Here is a 16,212-nt window from a genome sequence, read left to right on the forward strand (position 1 = left end):
AGTGTGATTAAGTAGTGTGATTAAGGAGTGTGATTAAGTCGTTTTATTGCAAACTGGCCGAAATATTGGTTTTGTAAAATGTGGTAGGTCCAATGAACTAAACTCATAAGTATGTTGCTTTATCATTGGCTTAAAAACGGTCTGCCGACGCTTCTATTACTATAAGAAATTGCTTGGCACAGTAAATGCATTCAGCTAGTCAAATGTTATTTTTTTGACGGAGCGACCATGTATTTAGCACGAGCGTTAACACATACAGATCATTCAGACTATGAGTTACCTGCGTCAGCTTCGTCTATCACTACAACTGATACAGAGGCGGAATCGCCAGCTATTGGGATTGATTCAGTTCAGCAGCGTAATGTGAACTTTGCTACCAACTTAGCAACTAACTTAGCCACTAATTCTGCCACTCCCGTTATCAGTACTTATTCTAGTAAGGCCGCCAATATGTCAAATCAAATGGCGCATATTCTTCAAGCCATGCCATCTGGTGTGGTGATCCTTGATGGTGACGGTGTGGTTACGTTAGCCAATCCAGTTGCAACCGAACTATTAGGACGACCTCTGCAGGGGGCTCGTTGGTTTGATATTATTCATCGCGCTTTTGCCCCACAAGATGATGACGGCCATGAAGTGTCGCTTAAAAATGGTCGACGAGTAAAATTGGCTATTACACCATTAGCGCCTGAACCTGGGCAGTTGATTGTGTTAACAGATCTCACTGAAACGCGTTTATTGCAGAAAAACTTGTCTCATTTACAACGTTTATCGGCATTAGGCAAAATGGTGGCGACATTAGCACATCAGGTGCGCACCCCATTGTCTGCAGCTTTGCTGTATGCCTCTAATCTTGCTAGCCCTAAATTATCTGATTCTGCTAGGTCTAAGTTTCAATCTAAATTGGTCGACCGGCTTAATGAGCTTGAACGTCAAGTTAATGACATGTTGTTAATGGCAAGAGGGCGTCAGGATGGGATGGCAGAATCAGTCTCAATGGATGAAATCATTAGCCAAGTAATGGCCAGTTGCGAACCGATAGCAGATAAAAAACATTGCCAGCTTGTTGTGGAAGATACTTCACATTCATTGATGCTTGCCAATGCGAATGCTCTCAGTTCTGCGGTGAATAATCTAGTGATGAATAGCCTTGAAGCAGGCGCAACAAAAATAAAAGTCAGTGCCAGCGAAACACCAGATGGGCTATTGTTAGATGTCATCGACAATGGAAAAGGGCTCGAGCCGTCTATGCAACAACAAATACTTGAACCCTTTTTTACCACTAAAAGTCAGGGTACAGGATTAGGGTTAGCGGTTGTGCAGTCGGTCGTGCGCAACCATGGCGGACAAATTCAGTTATCGTGCAAGCCGGGTATGGGTTGCCATATTAGGTTGAGTTTTCCGCACATGAACAAAGCAAGTGATCAGGAGGTGAAGCGTGGCTGAAGCAAATATTCTATTAGTTGAAGATGATGCCGATTTACGTGAGGCATTGCTTGATACCCTAATGCTTGCCCATTACGACTGTGTTGATGTGGGTAGTGCTGAAGAGGCCATTTTAGCCTTAAAAGCAAACCATTTTGATATGGTGATTAGCGATGTGCAGATGGACGGTATTGGTGGTATGGGGTTGTTGGGTTATTTACAACAGCATCAACCTAAACTGCCTGTATTGTTAATGACCGCTTATGCCACTATTAACAGTGCCGTGAATGCGATGAAATTAGGTGCCGTGGATTATTTGGCTAAACCGTTTGCGCCTGAAGTGCTGTTGAATCAGGTATCACGTTATTTACCTTTAAAACAAAATCATGATAAGCCTGTGGTCGCTGATGAGAAAAGTTTAGCGCTGTTGTCGCTGGCTCAGCGGGTAGCTGTGTCTGATGCATCGGTAATGATCATGGGTCCAAGTGGCTCAGGTAAAGAAGTGTTAGCGCGCTATATTCACCAACATAGTCAACGCCATGATCAGCCGTTTATTGCGATTAACTGCGCAGCAATACCTGAAAATATGTTAGAAGCCACTTTATTTGGTTACGAAAAAGGCGCATTTACGGGCGCTTATCAAGCCTGCCCAGGTAAGTTTGAACAAGCCCAAGGCGGCACTATATTACTTGATGAAATATCTGAAATGGAACTTGGCTTACAAGCTAAATTGCTTAGGGTATTACAAGAGCGCGAAGTAGAGCGTTTAGGTGGTCGTAAAACCATTAAACTTGATGTGCGAGTGTTGGCTACTTCAAACCGAGATTTAAAAGCCATGGCGACCTCGGGTGAGTTTAGGGAAGATTTATACTACCGAATTAATGTGTTCCCGTTAACGTGGCCCGCGCTGCATCAACGTCCGGCTGATATATTACCGCTTGCGCGCCATTTACTGATTAAGCATGCTAAAGCATTTAATATGGCTTCAGTGCCTAAGCTTGATGACGCTGCAACTCGTCGTTTATTAACTCATCGTTGGCCCGGTAACGTGCGCGAGTTAGATAATGTTATTCAACGAGCACTGATATTACGGGTTAATGATGATATTGGTGTCAATGACATTATTTTAGATTCTGCCGATGTTAATTTGGTTGCAACAGAATATGTTGATGCGGATAAACCTGCCGAAGTTGACGGTTTAGGTGACGAACTAAAAGCCCAAGAACATGTCATTATTTTAGAAACCCTTAATCAATGTCAGGGTAGTCGAAAAATGGTCGCTGAAAAACTCGGTATAAGCGCCCGTACGCTACGTTATAAAATGGCCAAAATGCGTGATATGGGTATTCAATTACCTGCGTAATGTAAATGCCTGTTAACTAACCGTTAGTTAACATTATGATTTTATAGTCTAATAAGTCTATTTTTTATCGTTCACCTACGTGAAAGTGACCTGTTTGTTTTAATGGATAGGTTACTTTTGCTTGTGCTATTCCCCCCTGTTATCTACTAATCTCACACTAATTGTAATACTGGCACCTAAATTGCTTTAACTCTATATCAGTTATTATTGTCGTCAAAAAGTCGACGAAAGGGAGTTACATCATGCAGATTAGCGCAAATCCATTAATGCAAGAAATGCAATCGCTTCGCGGCGAAATAGCCCCTTCTATTGGTTCATCTATTCGTCCTAACCTTACCCAGCAAGTGAATAACACCACGGGTGCTGATTTCAGTCAGTTACTGTCTCAAGCTGTGGGTAGCGTCAATGAACTGCAGCAATCATCATCAAGCTTAGCGACTCGTTTAGACATGGGCGACACTACTGTGACCTTGTCTGATACTGTTATTGCGCGTGAGAAAGCTGGCGTTGCCTTTGAGGCCACGGTGCAAGTACGTAATAAACTTGTCGATGCTTATAAAGAAATTATGAGTATGCCTGTTTAGTTGCAGACTGTTTTGAGCACTAGATTACATAACAACATCAGATATAGCAGGTACGCATTGTGAGCACAGACATTATGGTAGGTTCGGATTCAACAGCCGATGGCGGTGTCCAACAAGAGAACAAATCTGGACTACTTGGCGGCGGCATTGGTGGTGCAGATATGATGCGTCAAATCATCATGATTCTGGCTCTAGCGATATGCCTTGCTTTGGCTGTTTTTGTGATGATGTGGGCCCAAGAGCCTGATTATCGCCCACTTGGGAAAATGGAAACAGCTGAGATGATCCTAGTCTTGGATGTGCTTGATAAAAACCAAATCGATTATCAAATTAACGTCGATGTGGTAAAAGTGCCTGAAGACAAATATCAAGAAGTAAAATTACTGCTCAGCCGTGCAGGTGTTCAAAGTAGTACTCAAGCAAATGATTACTTAAGCCAAGATAGTGGTTTTGGTGTCAGTCAGCGTATGGAACAAGCGCGCTTAAAACAAAGCCAAGAGCAAAACTTAGCCAGAGCCATAGAAGAGTTAAAAAGCATTAGTCGTGCGAAAGTGATATTAGCGTTACCAAAAGAAAATGTTTTCGCCCGTAATGCATCCAAGCCTAGTGCGACAGTGGTCGTCAATGTTCGCCGTGGTGGTTTAGGCCAAGAAGAGATTGATGCCATTGTTGATATCGTTGGCTCGGCTGTTCAAGGGCTTGAACCTGCTCGTGTGACGGTAACCGATTCAAATGGTCGCTTACTCAATTCCGGTAGCCAAGATGGCACGTCCGCGAGAGCTCGTCGTGAGCAAGAGCTCGTACAGCAGCAAGAGGCTGAATACCGTAAGAAAATCGAATCAATCTTGATGCCAATTTTAGGGCCTGAGAATTTTACTTCTCAAGTCGATGTTAATATGAACTTTACCGCAGTAGAGCAAACTGCCAAGCGTTTCTCACCTGATTTACCCGCGATACGCAGTGAAATGACCATCGAGAGAAACTCATCTGGTCAAAACTCTGGCGGTATTCCTGGTGCGCTAAGCAATCAACCACCAATGGAATCTGATATTCCGCTAGTGGCGGGTGAAGCGACAACCTCAACTGTGTCTGGTGACTCTTCAAAAGAAGCCACGCGTAATTATGAATTAGACACTACCATTAGTCATACTCGTCAACAAATTGGGGTGGTTCGTCGTGTAAGCGTGTCAGTTGCGATTAACTTTAAACCCGGACAAGTGGATGAAAATGGGGTGGTTGCTCGGGTACCGAGAACAGAACAAGAGTTAACTAATATTCGCCGTTTATTAGAAGGTGCGGTAGGTTTTAGCACTCAACGTGGCGATGCGCTGGAAGTGGTAACCGTTCCGTTTATGGATCAATTAATTGAAGAGCTTCCTGAGCCAGATATGTGGGAGGAGCCTTGGTTCTGGCGTGCGATTAAACTGGCGTTGGGTGCAATTGTTATATTAGTGCTTATTCTAGCGGTAGTGCGACCTATGCTTAAGAAGCTAACCAATCCTAATGGAATCAACATGCCTGACGATATTCGCTCAGGACATGAGTTAGCCGAAATTGAAGATCAATATGCAGCAGATACCTTAGGTATGCTGAATACCAAAGAGGCGGAATACAGTTATGCCGATGACGGATCAATTCAAATACCTAATTTGCATAAAGATGATGATATGATTAAAGCAATTAGAGCGTTAGTGGCAAATGAGCCTGAACTTTCCACTCAAGTGATTAAAAACTGGTTACAAGACAATGGCTAATGAAAAGAAAGATAAAGCTAAAGTAGAGAAATCGACAGCATTTGATCCAGAGTTAGTTACTGGAGTTGAAAAAACAGCTATTTTACTGCTCAGCTTAAGCGAAGCGGATGCAGCGTCAATTTTAAAACACTTAGAGCCTAAGCAAGTGCAAAAAGTGGGTATGGCGATGGCAGCAATGGATGACTTTGGTCAAGAAAAGGTCATTGGCGTTCACCAATTATTTTTAGACGATATTCAAAAGTTCTCTTCCATTGGCTTTAACAGTGAAGAATTCGTCCGTAAAGCGTTAACCGCTGCATTAGGTGAAGATAAAGCCGGTAATTTGATTGAACAAATTATCATGGGCAGCGGCGCTAAAGGTCTTGATTCATTAAAATGGATGGATGCACGCCAAGTAGCCACCATTATTCAAAATGAACATCCGCAGATCCAAACGATTGTGTTGTCGTATTTAGAACCCGATCAAGCCGCTGAAATCTTTAGCCAGTTCCCTGAAAATACCCGTTTAGATTTGATGATGCGAATTGCTAATCTTGAAGAAGTTCAGCCTGCGGCATTGCAAGAATTAAACGACATTATGGAAAAACAATTTGCCGGCCAAGGCGGTGCGCAAGCAGCCAAAATGGGTGGCTTAAAAGCGGCTGCCAATATCATGAACTACCTCGACACTGGTGTTGAGAGTCAAATCATGGAAACCATGCGTGAGTCAGATGAAGAAATGGCGCAACAAATACAAGACATGATGTTTGTATTTGAGAACCTCATTGACGTTGACGACCGTGGTATTCAGGCCTTGTTACGAGAAGTGCAGCAAGATGTGCTGATGAAAGCACTCAAAGGTGCTGATGAAGCATTGAAAGAGAAAATCCTGGGTAATATGTCTAAACGTGCAGCAGAATTGCTTCGTGACGACTTAGAAGCCATGGGACCAATACGTATTAGCGAAGTTGAAGTTGCACAAAAAGAAATTCTGTCTATTGCCCGTCGACTCAGTGACAGCGGTGAGATTATGCTAGGCGGCGGTGGCGGCGACGAGTTCTTGTAACCACTCCCATATTCATTAATGTGACAGTAATGGCGGGTATTTCTATTTGGATATCCGTCAGCTATCTGTATTATTAGGTTGTTGCTAGTACACGTGACACTGTCTACTAGTGTTATTATTTTTGTTTTGAGCCAATGTTTTTAACAACACAAGTGATGAATTATGCCTGAATCAAAATCGCCTAAAGATGCACTTAATACGGATAACGAGTATGAATTTAGCCATTGGCAATTACCTGATATTACCAAAGATAGTAGTCTAGAACCTTCAAATTTTTTTGGTCATTTCGCTGAAGCTCACAAGCCTACTCCTGTTACTGGGGCCGAGAAATCTATGGCGCCACCGACCATGGCGCAAATTGAAGACATCCGCGCTGCAGCTGAGCAAGAAGGGTTTGATCAAGGTAAACAAGAAGGTCATCAACAAGGCGTAGAACAAGGGCGTTTAGAAGGGCTAGAGCAGGGCCATCAGCAAGGTTTTACTCAAGGTGAGCAACAAGGATTAGAGGCTGGGCAAATTAAAGTCAATGAGCTTGTTGCACAACTTAGCCACATTATTTCCCAATTCGAGTTGCCACTTTCCATCTTAGATAACGAAATTGAAGCTGAACTGTTAGCCATGACAATCAGTTTAGCTAAATCGGTTATTGGCCATGAACTTAAGACTCATCCAGAGCATATATTATCGGCGCTACGTCAAGGCGTTGACGCACTTCCATTAAAAGAGCAGCGGGTTAAATTACGCTTTAATCAAGCGGATGCTGATCTCGTTAACCAATGTTACAGCAATGATCAACTGCAAAAAAATCAGTGGCAAATCGATATCGATCCGACGTTATCAAATGGTGACTGTATGATTGAAAGTGTCCGTTCTTCTGTAGATTTACGGGTAGAACAGCGTATTAGCCAAGTGTTCAGTGAGTTAGATGCTCAGTCGAATCAGTTAGCTAAAAATGTGCTGCAGCAAAAATCAACTCATCCACAATATCAAACCACATCAGTCGATAACTTTAGTGAACATCAGCAAGCCGCTGAGCTTGCTGGCAGCATTGATAGTTCTGACAGTGCAGAAAAGCAAGATACTCATCAAGCTGATTTGGCAGAGCAGGGGAAAGAGCAGAGCGCTGATACTGTTTCTGAACAGGTAGATCAACAAATTGATGTTTCTTCGGCAGCGTCAACCGATACTGTCGATTCTTATGCTGAAGAATCTGATGCTGTTTCGACTCTCGACACAAGCACGACGCTCAATACAAATGCACCTCTTAATTCAAATGCACCTCTCAATTCAAGTGCGCCTCTCAATACAAATGCACAAGCTGACACCTCAATAGCTGATAAAGTCGCAGATGCTCAGCAACAGACGAAAGACCTATCTCAAGGAAATACCGATGAGCACTCGTCAACATAAACTACTTAACAAATTTGCGGTACATCATAAACACGTGTTACCGCTGCGACCGGTTGCAAGTGGCCAGTTGGTTAGGGTTGTTGGTTTAACGCTTGAAGCGACAGGGTGCCGCGCACCTGTTGGTAGTTTATGCTCTATTGAAACCATGGTTGGTGAGTTGGTTGCTGAGGTTGTCGGCTTTGATGACAAACTACTGTATTTAATGCCTATTGAAGAGCTCAGAGGCGTATTGCCTGGCGCTCGTGTACAGCCATTAGGTGAACAGTCGGGATTAAATGTAGGCTTATCATTATTAGGCAGAGTATTAGACGGTAGCGGCGTGCCGTTAGATGGTTTAGGCCCGCTTAATACAGATCAACATGCATCACGTCATGGTCCTTATATTAATCCATTATCACGACGCGCGATTACTGAACCGTTAGATGTTGGTGTTCGTGCTATCAACTCGATGTTAACGGTTGGTAAAGGGCAACGAATGGGCTTGTTTGCTGGTTCTGGTGTGGGTAAAAGTGTGCTGCTTGGCATGATGACACGAGGATCTAAAGCCGACATTATTGTAGTGGGATTAGTGGGTGAGCGTGGTCGTGAAGTTAAAGAGTTTATTGAAGAAATTTTAGGTAAAGAAGGTCGTGCTCGCTCGGTAGTTGTGGCTGCACCAGCTGATACTTCTCCGTTAATGCGCTTACGAGCCTGTGAAACCTCCACTCGCATCGCCGAGTATTTTAGAGATTTAGGTTACGATGTACTATTGCTGATGGACAGTTTAACTCGTTACGCACAAGCACAACGAGAAGTCGCTCTTGCAGTAGGCGAGCCGCCTGCCACCAAAGGTTATCCACCTTCTGTATTCGCTAAGTTACCGCGTCTGGTCGAGCGAGCGGGTAATGGCGGTGCCGGACAAGGTTCAATTACCGCTTTTTATACTGTATTGACCGAAGGTGACGACCAACAAGATCCTATCGCCGATGCTTCTCGAGCAATTTTAGATGGCCACATTGTATTATCTCGTCAGCTTGCTGATTCGGGCCATTATCCCGCTATTGATGTAGAAGCATCGATTAGCCGTGTTGCGCCGATGGTGATCAGTGAAGAACATTTAGAGGCGATGCGTAAAGTTAAACAGATGTATTCGTTGTATCAGCAAAATCGTGACCTGATTTCAATTGGGGCGTACTCACAAGGCAGCGATCCTAGGATTGATAATGCCATACGTTTACAACCTGCAATGAATGCCTTTTTACGGCAGGGATTTAAAGAACCGATGACGTTTGAAGAAAGCCGAGTGATGTTGATGCAAATTGCCGCACAGTGTCAGGGGTAATGTAAATGACTCGAACTGACCCACTATTAACAGTACTGAAGTTAGCCACGGCAGCTGAAGATCAAGCTGCATTACAGCTTAAATCGGCGCAATTCGAAAAACAAAAACGCCAAGGGCAGTTGGATGCGCTAAACAACTATCGTTTAGATTATATGAAACAGATGGAAGGGCATACGGGCACTACATTGCGTGCTAACCAGTACCATCAATTCCATCAGTTTATTCGTCAAGTGGATAGCGCGATTATTCAGCAAGTTGCCGCCGTTAAAGACGCCGAGAAACAGGTGGGATACCGTCAAATTCATTGGCAAGAAAAACAACAAAAACGTAAAGCGGTAGAAATGCTATTAAGCCAAAAAGCAACTAAAGCGATGGTAATAGAAGCTAAGCGCGAACAAAAAATGTCGGATGAATTTGCTATGCAACAATATTTTCGCCGAAAAATTAAATAACAACTATCGCACATTATCTATTTTATTGTTAATTTCACTGTCAGTGATACACCTGCATCGTTATCACCATATGTACCTTACCAATACTTATTCAGTTTTAATCACACAAAATCATTTTAATAAATATCAATTGGCATTTAAATTGCTTAATAATATTAAATAAAACAATAATCGTCAGTGAAGTGACAGTATCTGTAGATGGATACAACTCTTTATAGCGGTATTGAGTCACTTTAAAGTACATTGTTAAGTTCGCCTTTTTTGATGTTGTTAGAGCAATGTAGGCGATAAATAACGTTAACCTCACATTATTGAGTGGAGCAGATTATGCAGCAGTTGAGCAATATTTTACTTGGCAATAGCAGTAAAGCCGCTGATGCAGGTAGCAAAGAAATGATACAAGGTGTTGAAAATACATCATTCTTATCTGCTTTTCATCAGGCTAACCAATCTGGTTTAGCTAAATTGCCGGTTAGTAATGTCTCGCCAATTGTCTCTCGTGAAGTTTTGTCGGTGGTTGAATCTGATGCGATAGTCGACCCTTTAACAGATGTTACAGATCCAACTAATGCCAGTAACACTGAAAATGGTGCCGATATGGAGCTTATTTTTGCTCAACTTAATATGGCTGACTCACTCAGTAAATCTCATCCTTCAGACGGAAATATCTTGCCGCATACTGATCAACGTGACTGGTCTGGGAATAAGAGATTAGATATTCCAACTGAATTGACCGAGTCTAAAGAGGCCAGTTCTATTGCTGAAGAAAGCATATTAGATGATTTATTTTCTGATTTAATTGAAGTTCCCAATGATTCTGTCAGTTCAAAAGATTTTTTGACTCAACTAACAGCAGAAGAACGTCAAGAATTGACCGTCTTTTCTGGATTATCCCTAGTAGAAGTGGTTGAGTTAGATAACCAAAATTTAACTCAATTAGTCAATGATTTTAATTTACAACAGCCTGTAGTTGATGATTCTATACTTGAACTAGCTGCAGCTGGCTTAGATGGTTTAGTGAATGTATCAGCAAAACGAGATTATATAGACAGTAATTTTAGTCATATTGATCAACAAGATATTATCGATGTTAATGGTGCTTTTGACAAAAAGCTTAATAATGAAACATCTAAAGATATTCATTTCAACCATGAGCCGACAATTACGACGATAAACGCTGATATTGAGTTGGACGACAACGCTGATCTACCGGACGAACTTGATAAGACTTTACTCAATCAGCCGCAAGTGATTTCGACTTCGTCGTTAAGCCGTTCAACAGATAATGCCATTTCACCTTCGGTATCCATTTTAAGTTCTACAGCATCGACCTTGGCGACAAATCCACTTAATACAAACTCGGTATTAGGTGGTGGCACAGTAAATGATATTAATAATCAAACCATTGGAACCATTGGAACTATTGGAACTATTGGAACAGCTATCGAAACAGACGGAACTGTTGATGCATCGGTATTATCTAAAGCTGATTTTTCAGTAGTGCTTGATACTGTCGTTGGTAAAAAAATGAATAGTGATGTGGTTTCAGCTTTCATTCAAACTGATAATGGTATTAGTGAGAGCAATCTTGATAGCAAAACATTTTCAAATCAAAGTAGTTTTACGCCAATTCATAAAAGCGATGTTCCTCAATTTCAATTATCGTTAAGACCACAGGGTGAACCTGGAGCTCAGATGCAAGAGATGATCCAGCGTTTTTCTCCAGTAATGAAGCAACAATTAATCACCATGGTCAGTAACGGTATCCAACAAGCTGAAATTCGTCTTGATCCACCAGAACTTGGTCATTTAACCGTTAAAATACAAATCCAGGGCGATCAAACTCAGGTACAGTTTCATGTCGCTCAGTCGCAAACCCGCGATATCGTTGAGCAAGCGATGCCACGATTACGCGATATGCTAGCTCAAGAAGGATTACAACTGACTGACAGTCATGTGTCCCAAGGTGATGGCGGCAGTGAACAACAGCAAGAACAATCTGGACATCAAGGTGGAAGTGACAGTCAGTTGGACGAAATTTCAGCACAAGAGGTCAGCTTGATGACAAATCCATCAAGGAGTTTACATTCTGCTATAGATTATTATGCTTAAGCAGGTAACCTATAGCAATAATATGAGTTTATAAGAACAGCGAGTTATTTGGCTAAGTCTTATTGTTAATCACAGTGTTGATTAGGAACCACAATGGCTGAACAAGAATTAGAGTTAAACGAAGCCGCTGAAGGCGGTAAAAAAAGTAATAAACTGGTCATTTTTGGTGGTATTGGTTTAGTGCTAGCTTTGCTTATTGGCGGAGGAGTCTGGTTTTTTATGGGTTCTGATGAACCTGTTGCTGTTGACCCAGATGCTGCAGTCTCTCAAACTGATGCGCCTGTAAACAATGCTGAAGCCGATTATGTAGGGATGCCGAGACCTTTTCTTTTTAATTTACCTGGTATTGATAGAGCTCGACTTGTTGAAATAAAAGTCCAATTAATGGTGCGCGGTGAAGATGATAGTATTTTGACTCAAAAACATATCCCTTTGATTGAAGATGCATTATTAACTACTTTTAGTGCTGCAGACGTACAAAAACTCAGTACCCAAGCCGGTAAAGATGAGCTACGTCAGTTAGCGTTACTCAATGTTCAAAATACGCTGCAACCAATAACAGGCAAGAAAGTTGTTGAAAAAGTCCTGTTTACTGGCTTTGTAATGCAATAACCAAAAGCATTAACTGCTAAGGCGATGATGTGAGTGATTTATTAAGCCAAGATGAAATTGATGCGCTATTGCATGGTGTTGATGACGTTGATGATGATGATATAGAAGAGGATAGCGCTGATGCGCGTTCTTATGATTTCTCATCTCAAGATCGAATTGTGCGTGGCCGAATGCCTACGCTTGAAATCGTTAATGAGCGATTTGCACGCCATTTACGCATCAGCATGTTTAACATGATGCGCCGCGCTGCCGAAGTGTCGATTAATGGCGTACAAATGCTTAAGTTTGGCGAATATGTGCATACGTTATTTGTGCCGACCAGCTTAAATATGGTGCGTTTTAGCCCACTTAAAGGCACCGCATTAATCACCATGGAAGCACGATTAGTCTTTATTCTAGTAGACAATTTCTTTGGTGGCGATGGCCGTTTTCATGCCAAAATTGAAGGCCGTGAATTTACACCTACAGAGCGCCGTATTGTACAATTGTTGCTTAAAATTATTTTTGAAGATTATAAAGAAGCATGGGCGCCGGTAATGGATGTGGAGTTTGAGTACCTCGACTCTGAAGTGAATCCTGCAATGGCGAACATTGTTAGCCCAACAGAAGTGGTAGTGATTAATTCGTTCCATATTGAAGTTGATGGCGGCGGCGGTGATTTCCACATTACCATGCCGTATTCAATGATTGAACCCATTCGTGAATTACTTGATGCCGGTGTTCAAAGTGATAAACAAGATACTGATATGCGCTGGTCACAAGCATTACGTGATGAAATCATGGATGTGCAAGTCGGTTTTGATGTCAATGTTGTTGAACACGAAGTGACATTGCGTGATGTGATGGGCTTTAAAGCGGGGGATATTATTCCGATAGATTTACCTGAACACATTATGATGCGAATTGAAGGTTTACCGACTTATCGTTGTAAAATGGGTAAATCGCGCGATAATTTAGCATTAAAAATCAGTGAGAAAATTCCGCGGCCAGAAACGGTTAAAACAGAGATGCAATTAGTGACTCGCAAAGGCAAGTCGCGTGATATTTCAGAGTTATAAGGTGAGATAAATGAGCACAGAAGATACAGGCGATGACTGGGCTGCAGCGATGGCGGAGCAGGCTTTAGAAGAAGCTGAACAAGTAGAACTTGATGAATTAGTCGATGATTCCAGACCTATTACTAAAGAAGAAGCTGCTAAGTTAGACGGTATTTTAGATATTCCGGTAACGATTTCTATGGAAGTGGGTCGCAGCTTTATTAGCATCCGTAATTTACTCCAATTGAACCAAGGTTCGGTGGTCGAACTTGACCGTGTAGCCGGTGAGCCTTTAGACGTTATGGTTAATGGTACCCTGATTGCTCATGGTGAAGTTGTGGTGGTAAACGACAAATTTGGTATCCGTTTAACGGATGTGATTAGTCAAACAGAACGTATTAAAAAACTTAAATAATCAAAAAGTTTGAGTAAGCGATATTGTGGCAAGTCATAATATAGCAAACCACAATATAGCAAGCCGTAATATAGCAAAGGTTAGCGTCGAGTTGCTCTTTGCTAAGTAGGTTGCACAAACAAGGAATAGCAGTGGCGAATATAATACTAATGCTGAGCATTATGAGTGAGGCGTTAAGCGTCCCTGAAGTGTCTAGCACTCTGGCTAAAAATACCTCTGCTCATCCTGCTGAAGTGTCTAATGTGGCAACATTAGCCAACATGATTGGTGGATTAATTGTCGTATTAGCGCTTATTTTCTTGTTAGCTTATATTGTCAAACGCCTTAAGTTAGTGCCATCAAGTGGCGGTGTGATTAAAACGATTGCAGTGACTTCCATCGGCCAACGTGAAAAAGTGGTACTGGTAGAGGTAAATGGCCAGCAATATCTACTTGGTGTAACCTCGCAACAGATTAATCTGATTGATAAGTTAGCCACTCCCGTCGACGTTCCCATTTCTTCGTTTGCCAGTCGTCTAAAACAAGCCAAGGAACAGCAATAATGAATAAGTACACAACAGTATTGGCATTGGCGATGATGGCGCTAGTGGCAATGGTTTTATCGCCTTCAGTGCTGGCTCAAGATGGTGTTTTACCTGCATTAACGGTTACAACAGCTGCCGACGGAACCACTGAATATTCGGTAACAATGCAGATTTTATTGCTGATGACCGCAATGAGTTTTATCCCTGCGATGGTGATCATGCTCACTTCATTTACCCGCATCATTGTGGTGCTATCGATATTAAGACAAGCGTTAGGTTTACAACAAACACCCTCTAACCAGGTACTGATAGGCATCAGTTTGTTCATGACTTTTTTTATTATGGCACCGGTTTTTGACAAGATTTATGCAGAAGCTGTAGAGCCTTATATCAATGAAACCATGACGCTAACGCAAGCATATGATGTTGGCAAAGAACCGATTAAAACGTTTATGCTGTCGCAAGTCCGTACCACTGACTTGCAAACATTTATTGAAATTTCTGGCTACAAAGATATTGAATCTCCTGAGCAAGCACCAATGAGCGTAGTGATCCCAGCGTTTATTACCAGCGAACTTAAAACTGCGTTTCAAATCGGCTTTATGCTATTTGTGCCTTTTTTGGTACTCGATTTGGTCGTCGCCAGTATTCTAATGGCCATGGGTATGATGATGTTGTCACCGATGATCGTGTCATTGCCATTTAAAATTATGTTGTTTGTACTCGTCGATGGTTGGGGCTTAGTGATGGGCACGTTAGCGAATAGTTTCGGAATATAAGGCCGCGTATTTATGTCTCCAGAATCGCTCATTGATATCTTTCGAGAAGCACTATCGGTTATCGTATTAATTGTGTCAGCGATTATTTTACCCGGCTTATTCATCGGGTTAATTGTGGCGGTATTCCAGGCTGCGACATCTATCAACGAACAAACCTTAAGCTTTTTACCACGTTTATTGGTGACGTTATTCGCATTAATGTTTTTAGGCCATTGGCTTGTGCAAACCATGATGGATTTTTTCTATGAGATGGTTAATCTCATCCCACAGGTTATAGGTTAAGCCATGGATATTTTGTTTGATGAAATCAGTCAAACAATTGCCGCATATCTTTTGCCGTTTTTTCGTATTTCATCCATGCTTATGGTGATGGCGGTATTTGGTGCCAATACCACTCCCGCTAGAGTTCGATTGATGTTATCTGTCGCGATAACGATGGCCGTTGCGCCTATTTTACCCCCGATTGAAAATGTTGAGTTACTGGCATTAAGTTCAGTTTTTGTCATTGCTCAGCAAATCTTAATTGGTGTCACCATGGGATTTGTGACCTTAATGGTGATGCAAACATTTGTATTAACAGGGCAAATAATCGGTATGCAAACCAGTTTAGGTTTTGCCTCCATGGTAGACCCCGGTTCTGGTGAGCAAACTCCTGTTGTGAGTAACTTTTTTCTATTATTGGCAACGCTTATCTTTTTAGCTGTTGACGGCCACTTGTTAATGTTACGGATGCTGGTGGCCAGTTTTGAAACCATTCCTATTTCAAATCAAGGTATATCAATCGCTAATTATCGTGCGCTTGCTGATTGGGGTAGCTTTATGTTTGGTTCGGCATTAACGATGTCGATTTCGGCTATTGTTGCGTTGTTATTAATCAATTTATCTTTTGGTGTGATGACTCGCGCCTCGCCACAGTTGAATATTTTCTCTATTGGTTTTCCGGTCACAATGGTCAGTGGCTTATTGATTTTGTGGTTAACATTAGCACCTATCATGGCGCATTTTGATGAAGTGTGGATGGCTGCACAGTTACTTATGTGTGACGTTCTGCAACTTCAGTGTCAACTTGATGGCTCAGTAGTATTCTAAGGAGCACATATGGCAGAAAGTGACAGTGGTCAAGAACGCACAGAAGCCCCCACATCCAAGCGGCTTGAACAAGCTCGAGAAAAAGGTCAAGTCGCTCGATCTAAAGAGTTAGGTACCGCAGCGGTATTGCTTGCAGCATCTGTTGGGTTTTCGATGACAGGTCCTGCTATTGCCAAAAGCCTCTATACCATTATGGAACAGATTTTTTCAATGGAACGCGATCAGATATTTGATACTAACTCCATGTTTCGTGTATGGGGATTAGTAGGGAACGAGCTTGCAGGGCCGTT

The 16,212-nt window shown here is 42.1% G+C and carries 17 protein-coding genes; all 17 read left to right on the forward strand.

Features of this window, described 5'->3' with window-relative positions:
* Positions 1–228 precede the first annotated feature (228 nt).
* The gene (locus H5202_RS09655) at positions 229–1,446 is read left to right on the forward strand and encodes a sensor histidine kinase (RefSeq protein ID WP_259397258.1); all 1,218 of its coding nucleotides are present in this window, start codon (positions 229–231) and stop codon (positions 1,444–1,446) included.
* Entirely contained in the window at positions 1,439–2,788 is a 1,350-nt protein-coding gene (locus H5202_RS09660; protein WP_182771890.1) for a sigma 54-interacting transcriptional regulator, read from the forward strand. The genes H5202_RS09655 and H5202_RS09660 overlap by 8 nt, the downstream gene beginning before the upstream one ends.
* A gap of 242 nt (positions 2,789–3,030) precedes the next feature.
* Positions 3,031–3,372 (forward strand): flagellar hook-basal body complex protein FliE, encoded by a 342-nt coding sequence (fliE, locus tag H5202_RS09665; protein WP_124730240.1) that lies wholly within the window; start codon positions 3,031–3,033, stop codon positions 3,370–3,372.
* Positions 3,373–3,443: 71 nt separating this feature from the next.
* Complete coding sequence (gene fliF, locus H5202_RS09670) at positions 3,444–5,126, forward strand: flagellar basal-body MS-ring/collar protein FliF (RefSeq protein ID WP_182771900.1); 1,683 nt, start codon at positions 3,444–3,446, stop codon at positions 5,124–5,126.
* Positions 5,119–6,171: a flagellar motor switch protein FliG gene (fliG, locus tag H5202_RS09675; protein WP_182771891.1), complete on the forward strand. Its 1,053-nt coding sequence runs from the start codon at positions 5,119–5,121 to the stop codon at positions 6,169–6,171. Before fliF ends, fliG begins: the two co-directional genes overlap by 8 nt.
* A 162-nt stretch (positions 6,172–6,333) precedes the next feature.
* A complete protein-coding gene (gene fliH / locus H5202_RS09680) occupies positions 6,334–7,581 on the forward strand; it encodes a flagellar assembly protein FliH (protein ID WP_182771892.1) in 1,248 nt (415 codons plus the stop codon).
* The gene (gene fliI / locus H5202_RS09685) at positions 7,562–8,902 is read left to right on the forward strand and encodes a flagellar protein export ATPase FliI (RefSeq protein ID WP_182771893.1); all 1,341 of its coding nucleotides are present in this window, start codon (positions 7,562–7,564) and stop codon (positions 8,900–8,902) included. The genes fliH and fliI overlap by 20 nt, the downstream gene beginning before the upstream one ends.
* Before the next feature lie 5 nt (positions 8,903–8,907).
* On the forward strand, positions 8,908–9,354 hold the full coding sequence (gene fliJ / locus H5202_RS09690; protein WP_182771894.1) for a flagellar export protein FliJ: 447 nt from the start codon (positions 8,908–8,910) through the stop codon (positions 9,352–9,354).
* A 327-nt stretch (positions 9,355–9,681) separates the two neighbouring features.
* Positions 9,682–11,466 (forward strand): flagellar hook-length control protein FliK, encoded by a 1,785-nt coding sequence (locus H5202_RS24225; RefSeq protein ID WP_259397259.1) that lies wholly within the window; start codon positions 9,682–9,684, stop codon positions 11,464–11,466.
* Positions 11,467–11,559: 93 nt separating this feature from the next.
* A complete protein-coding gene (gene fliL, locus H5202_RS09700) occupies positions 11,560–12,078 on the forward strand; it encodes a flagellar basal body-associated protein FliL (protein WP_182771895.1) in 519 nt (172 codons plus the stop codon).
* 29 nt (positions 12,079–12,107) lie between these two features.
* Positions 12,108–13,136 (forward strand): flagellar motor switch protein FliM, encoded by a 1,029-nt coding sequence (fliM, locus tag H5202_RS09705; protein ID WP_182771896.1) that lies wholly within the window; start codon positions 12,108–12,110, stop codon positions 13,134–13,136.
* A gap of 10 nt (positions 13,137–13,146) precedes the next feature.
* Entirely contained in the window at positions 13,147–13,530 is a 384-nt protein-coding gene (gene fliN / locus H5202_RS09710) for a flagellar motor switch protein FliN (RefSeq protein WP_101085382.1), read from the forward strand.
* A 161-nt stretch (positions 13,531–13,691) separates the two neighbouring features.
* A complete protein-coding gene (gene fliO / locus H5202_RS09715) occupies positions 13,692–14,072 on the forward strand; it encodes a flagellar biosynthetic protein FliO (protein ID WP_259397260.1) in 381 nt (126 codons plus the stop codon).
* 32 nt (positions 14,073–14,104) lie between these two features.
* Positions 14,105–14,833 (forward strand): flagellar type III secretion system pore protein FliP, encoded by a 729-nt coding sequence (gene fliP / locus H5202_RS09720; RefSeq protein ID WP_182771903.1) that lies wholly within the window; start codon positions 14,105–14,107, stop codon positions 14,831–14,833.
* A 12-nt stretch (positions 14,834–14,845) separates the two neighbouring features.
* A complete protein-coding gene (fliQ, locus tag H5202_RS09725; protein WP_124016935.1) occupies positions 14,846–15,115 on the forward strand; it encodes a flagellar biosynthesis protein FliQ in 270 nt (89 codons plus the stop codon).
* A gap of 3 nt (positions 15,116–15,118) precedes the next feature.
* Entirely contained in the window at positions 15,119–15,922 is an 804-nt protein-coding gene (gene fliR, locus H5202_RS09730; RefSeq protein WP_182771897.1) for a flagellar biosynthetic protein FliR, read from the forward strand.
* A 9-nt stretch (positions 15,923–15,931) separates the two neighbouring features.
* The coding region (locus tag H5202_RS09735) for an EscU/YscU/HrcU family type III secretion system export apparatus switch protein (protein ID WP_182771898.1) at positions 15,932–16,212 on the forward strand (281 nt) is incomplete at its 3' end.

Source organism: Shewanella sp. SG41-4, from assembly GCF_014164505.1.
In the GTDB taxonomy this organism is placed as follows: Bacteria; Pseudomonadota; Gammaproteobacteria; order Enterobacterales; family Shewanellaceae; genus Shewanella.

What these genes read in the sequence shown, in the direction of transcription:
- H5202_RS09655 (WP_259397258.1), top strand. Translation starts at nt 229, where the DNA reads ATGTATTTAGCACGAGCGTTAACACATACAGATCATTCAGACTATGAG.
- fliE (WP_124730240.1), top strand. Translation starts at nt 3,031, where the DNA reads ATGCAGATTAGCGCAAATCCATTAATGCAAGAAATGCAATCGCTTCGC.
- fliG (WP_182771891.1), top strand. Translation starts at nt 5,119, where the DNA reads ATGGCTAATGAAAAGAAAGATAAAGCTAAAGTAGAGAAATCGACAGCA.
- fliH (WP_182771892.1), top strand. Translation starts at nt 6,334, where the DNA reads ATGCCTGAATCAAAATCGCCTAAAGATGCACTTAATACGGATAACGAG.
- fliI (WP_182771893.1), top strand. Translation starts at nt 7,562, where the DNA reads ATGAGCACTCGTCAACATAAACTACTTAACAAATTTGCGGTACATCAT.
- fliJ (WP_182771894.1), top strand. Translation starts at nt 8,908, where the DNA reads ATGACTCGAACTGACCCACTATTAACAGTACTGAAGTTAGCCACGGCA.
- H5202_RS24225 (WP_259397259.1), top strand. Translation starts at nt 9,682, where the DNA reads ATGCAGCAGTTGAGCAATATTTTACTTGGCAATAGCAGTAAAGCCGCT.
- fliL (WP_182771895.1), top strand. Translation starts at nt 11,560, where the DNA reads ATGGCTGAACAAGAATTAGAGTTAAACGAAGCCGCTGAAGGCGGTAAA.
- fliN (WP_101085382.1), top strand. Translation starts at nt 13,147, where the DNA reads ATGAGCACAGAAGATACAGGCGATGACTGGGCTGCAGCGATGGCGGAG.
- fliO (WP_259397260.1), top strand. Translation starts at nt 13,692, where the DNA reads ATGAGTGAGGCGTTAAGCGTCCCTGAAGTGTCTAGCACTCTGGCTAAA.
- fliP (WP_182771903.1), top strand. Translation starts at nt 14,105, where the DNA reads ATGATGGCGCTAGTGGCAATGGTTTTATCGCCTTCAGTGCTGGCTCAA.
- fliQ (WP_124016935.1), top strand. Translation starts at nt 14,846, where the DNA reads ATGTCTCCAGAATCGCTCATTGATATCTTTCGAGAAGCACTATCGGTT.
- fliR (WP_182771897.1), top strand. Translation starts at nt 15,119, where the DNA reads ATGGATATTTTGTTTGATGAAATCAGTCAAACAATTGCCGCATATCTT.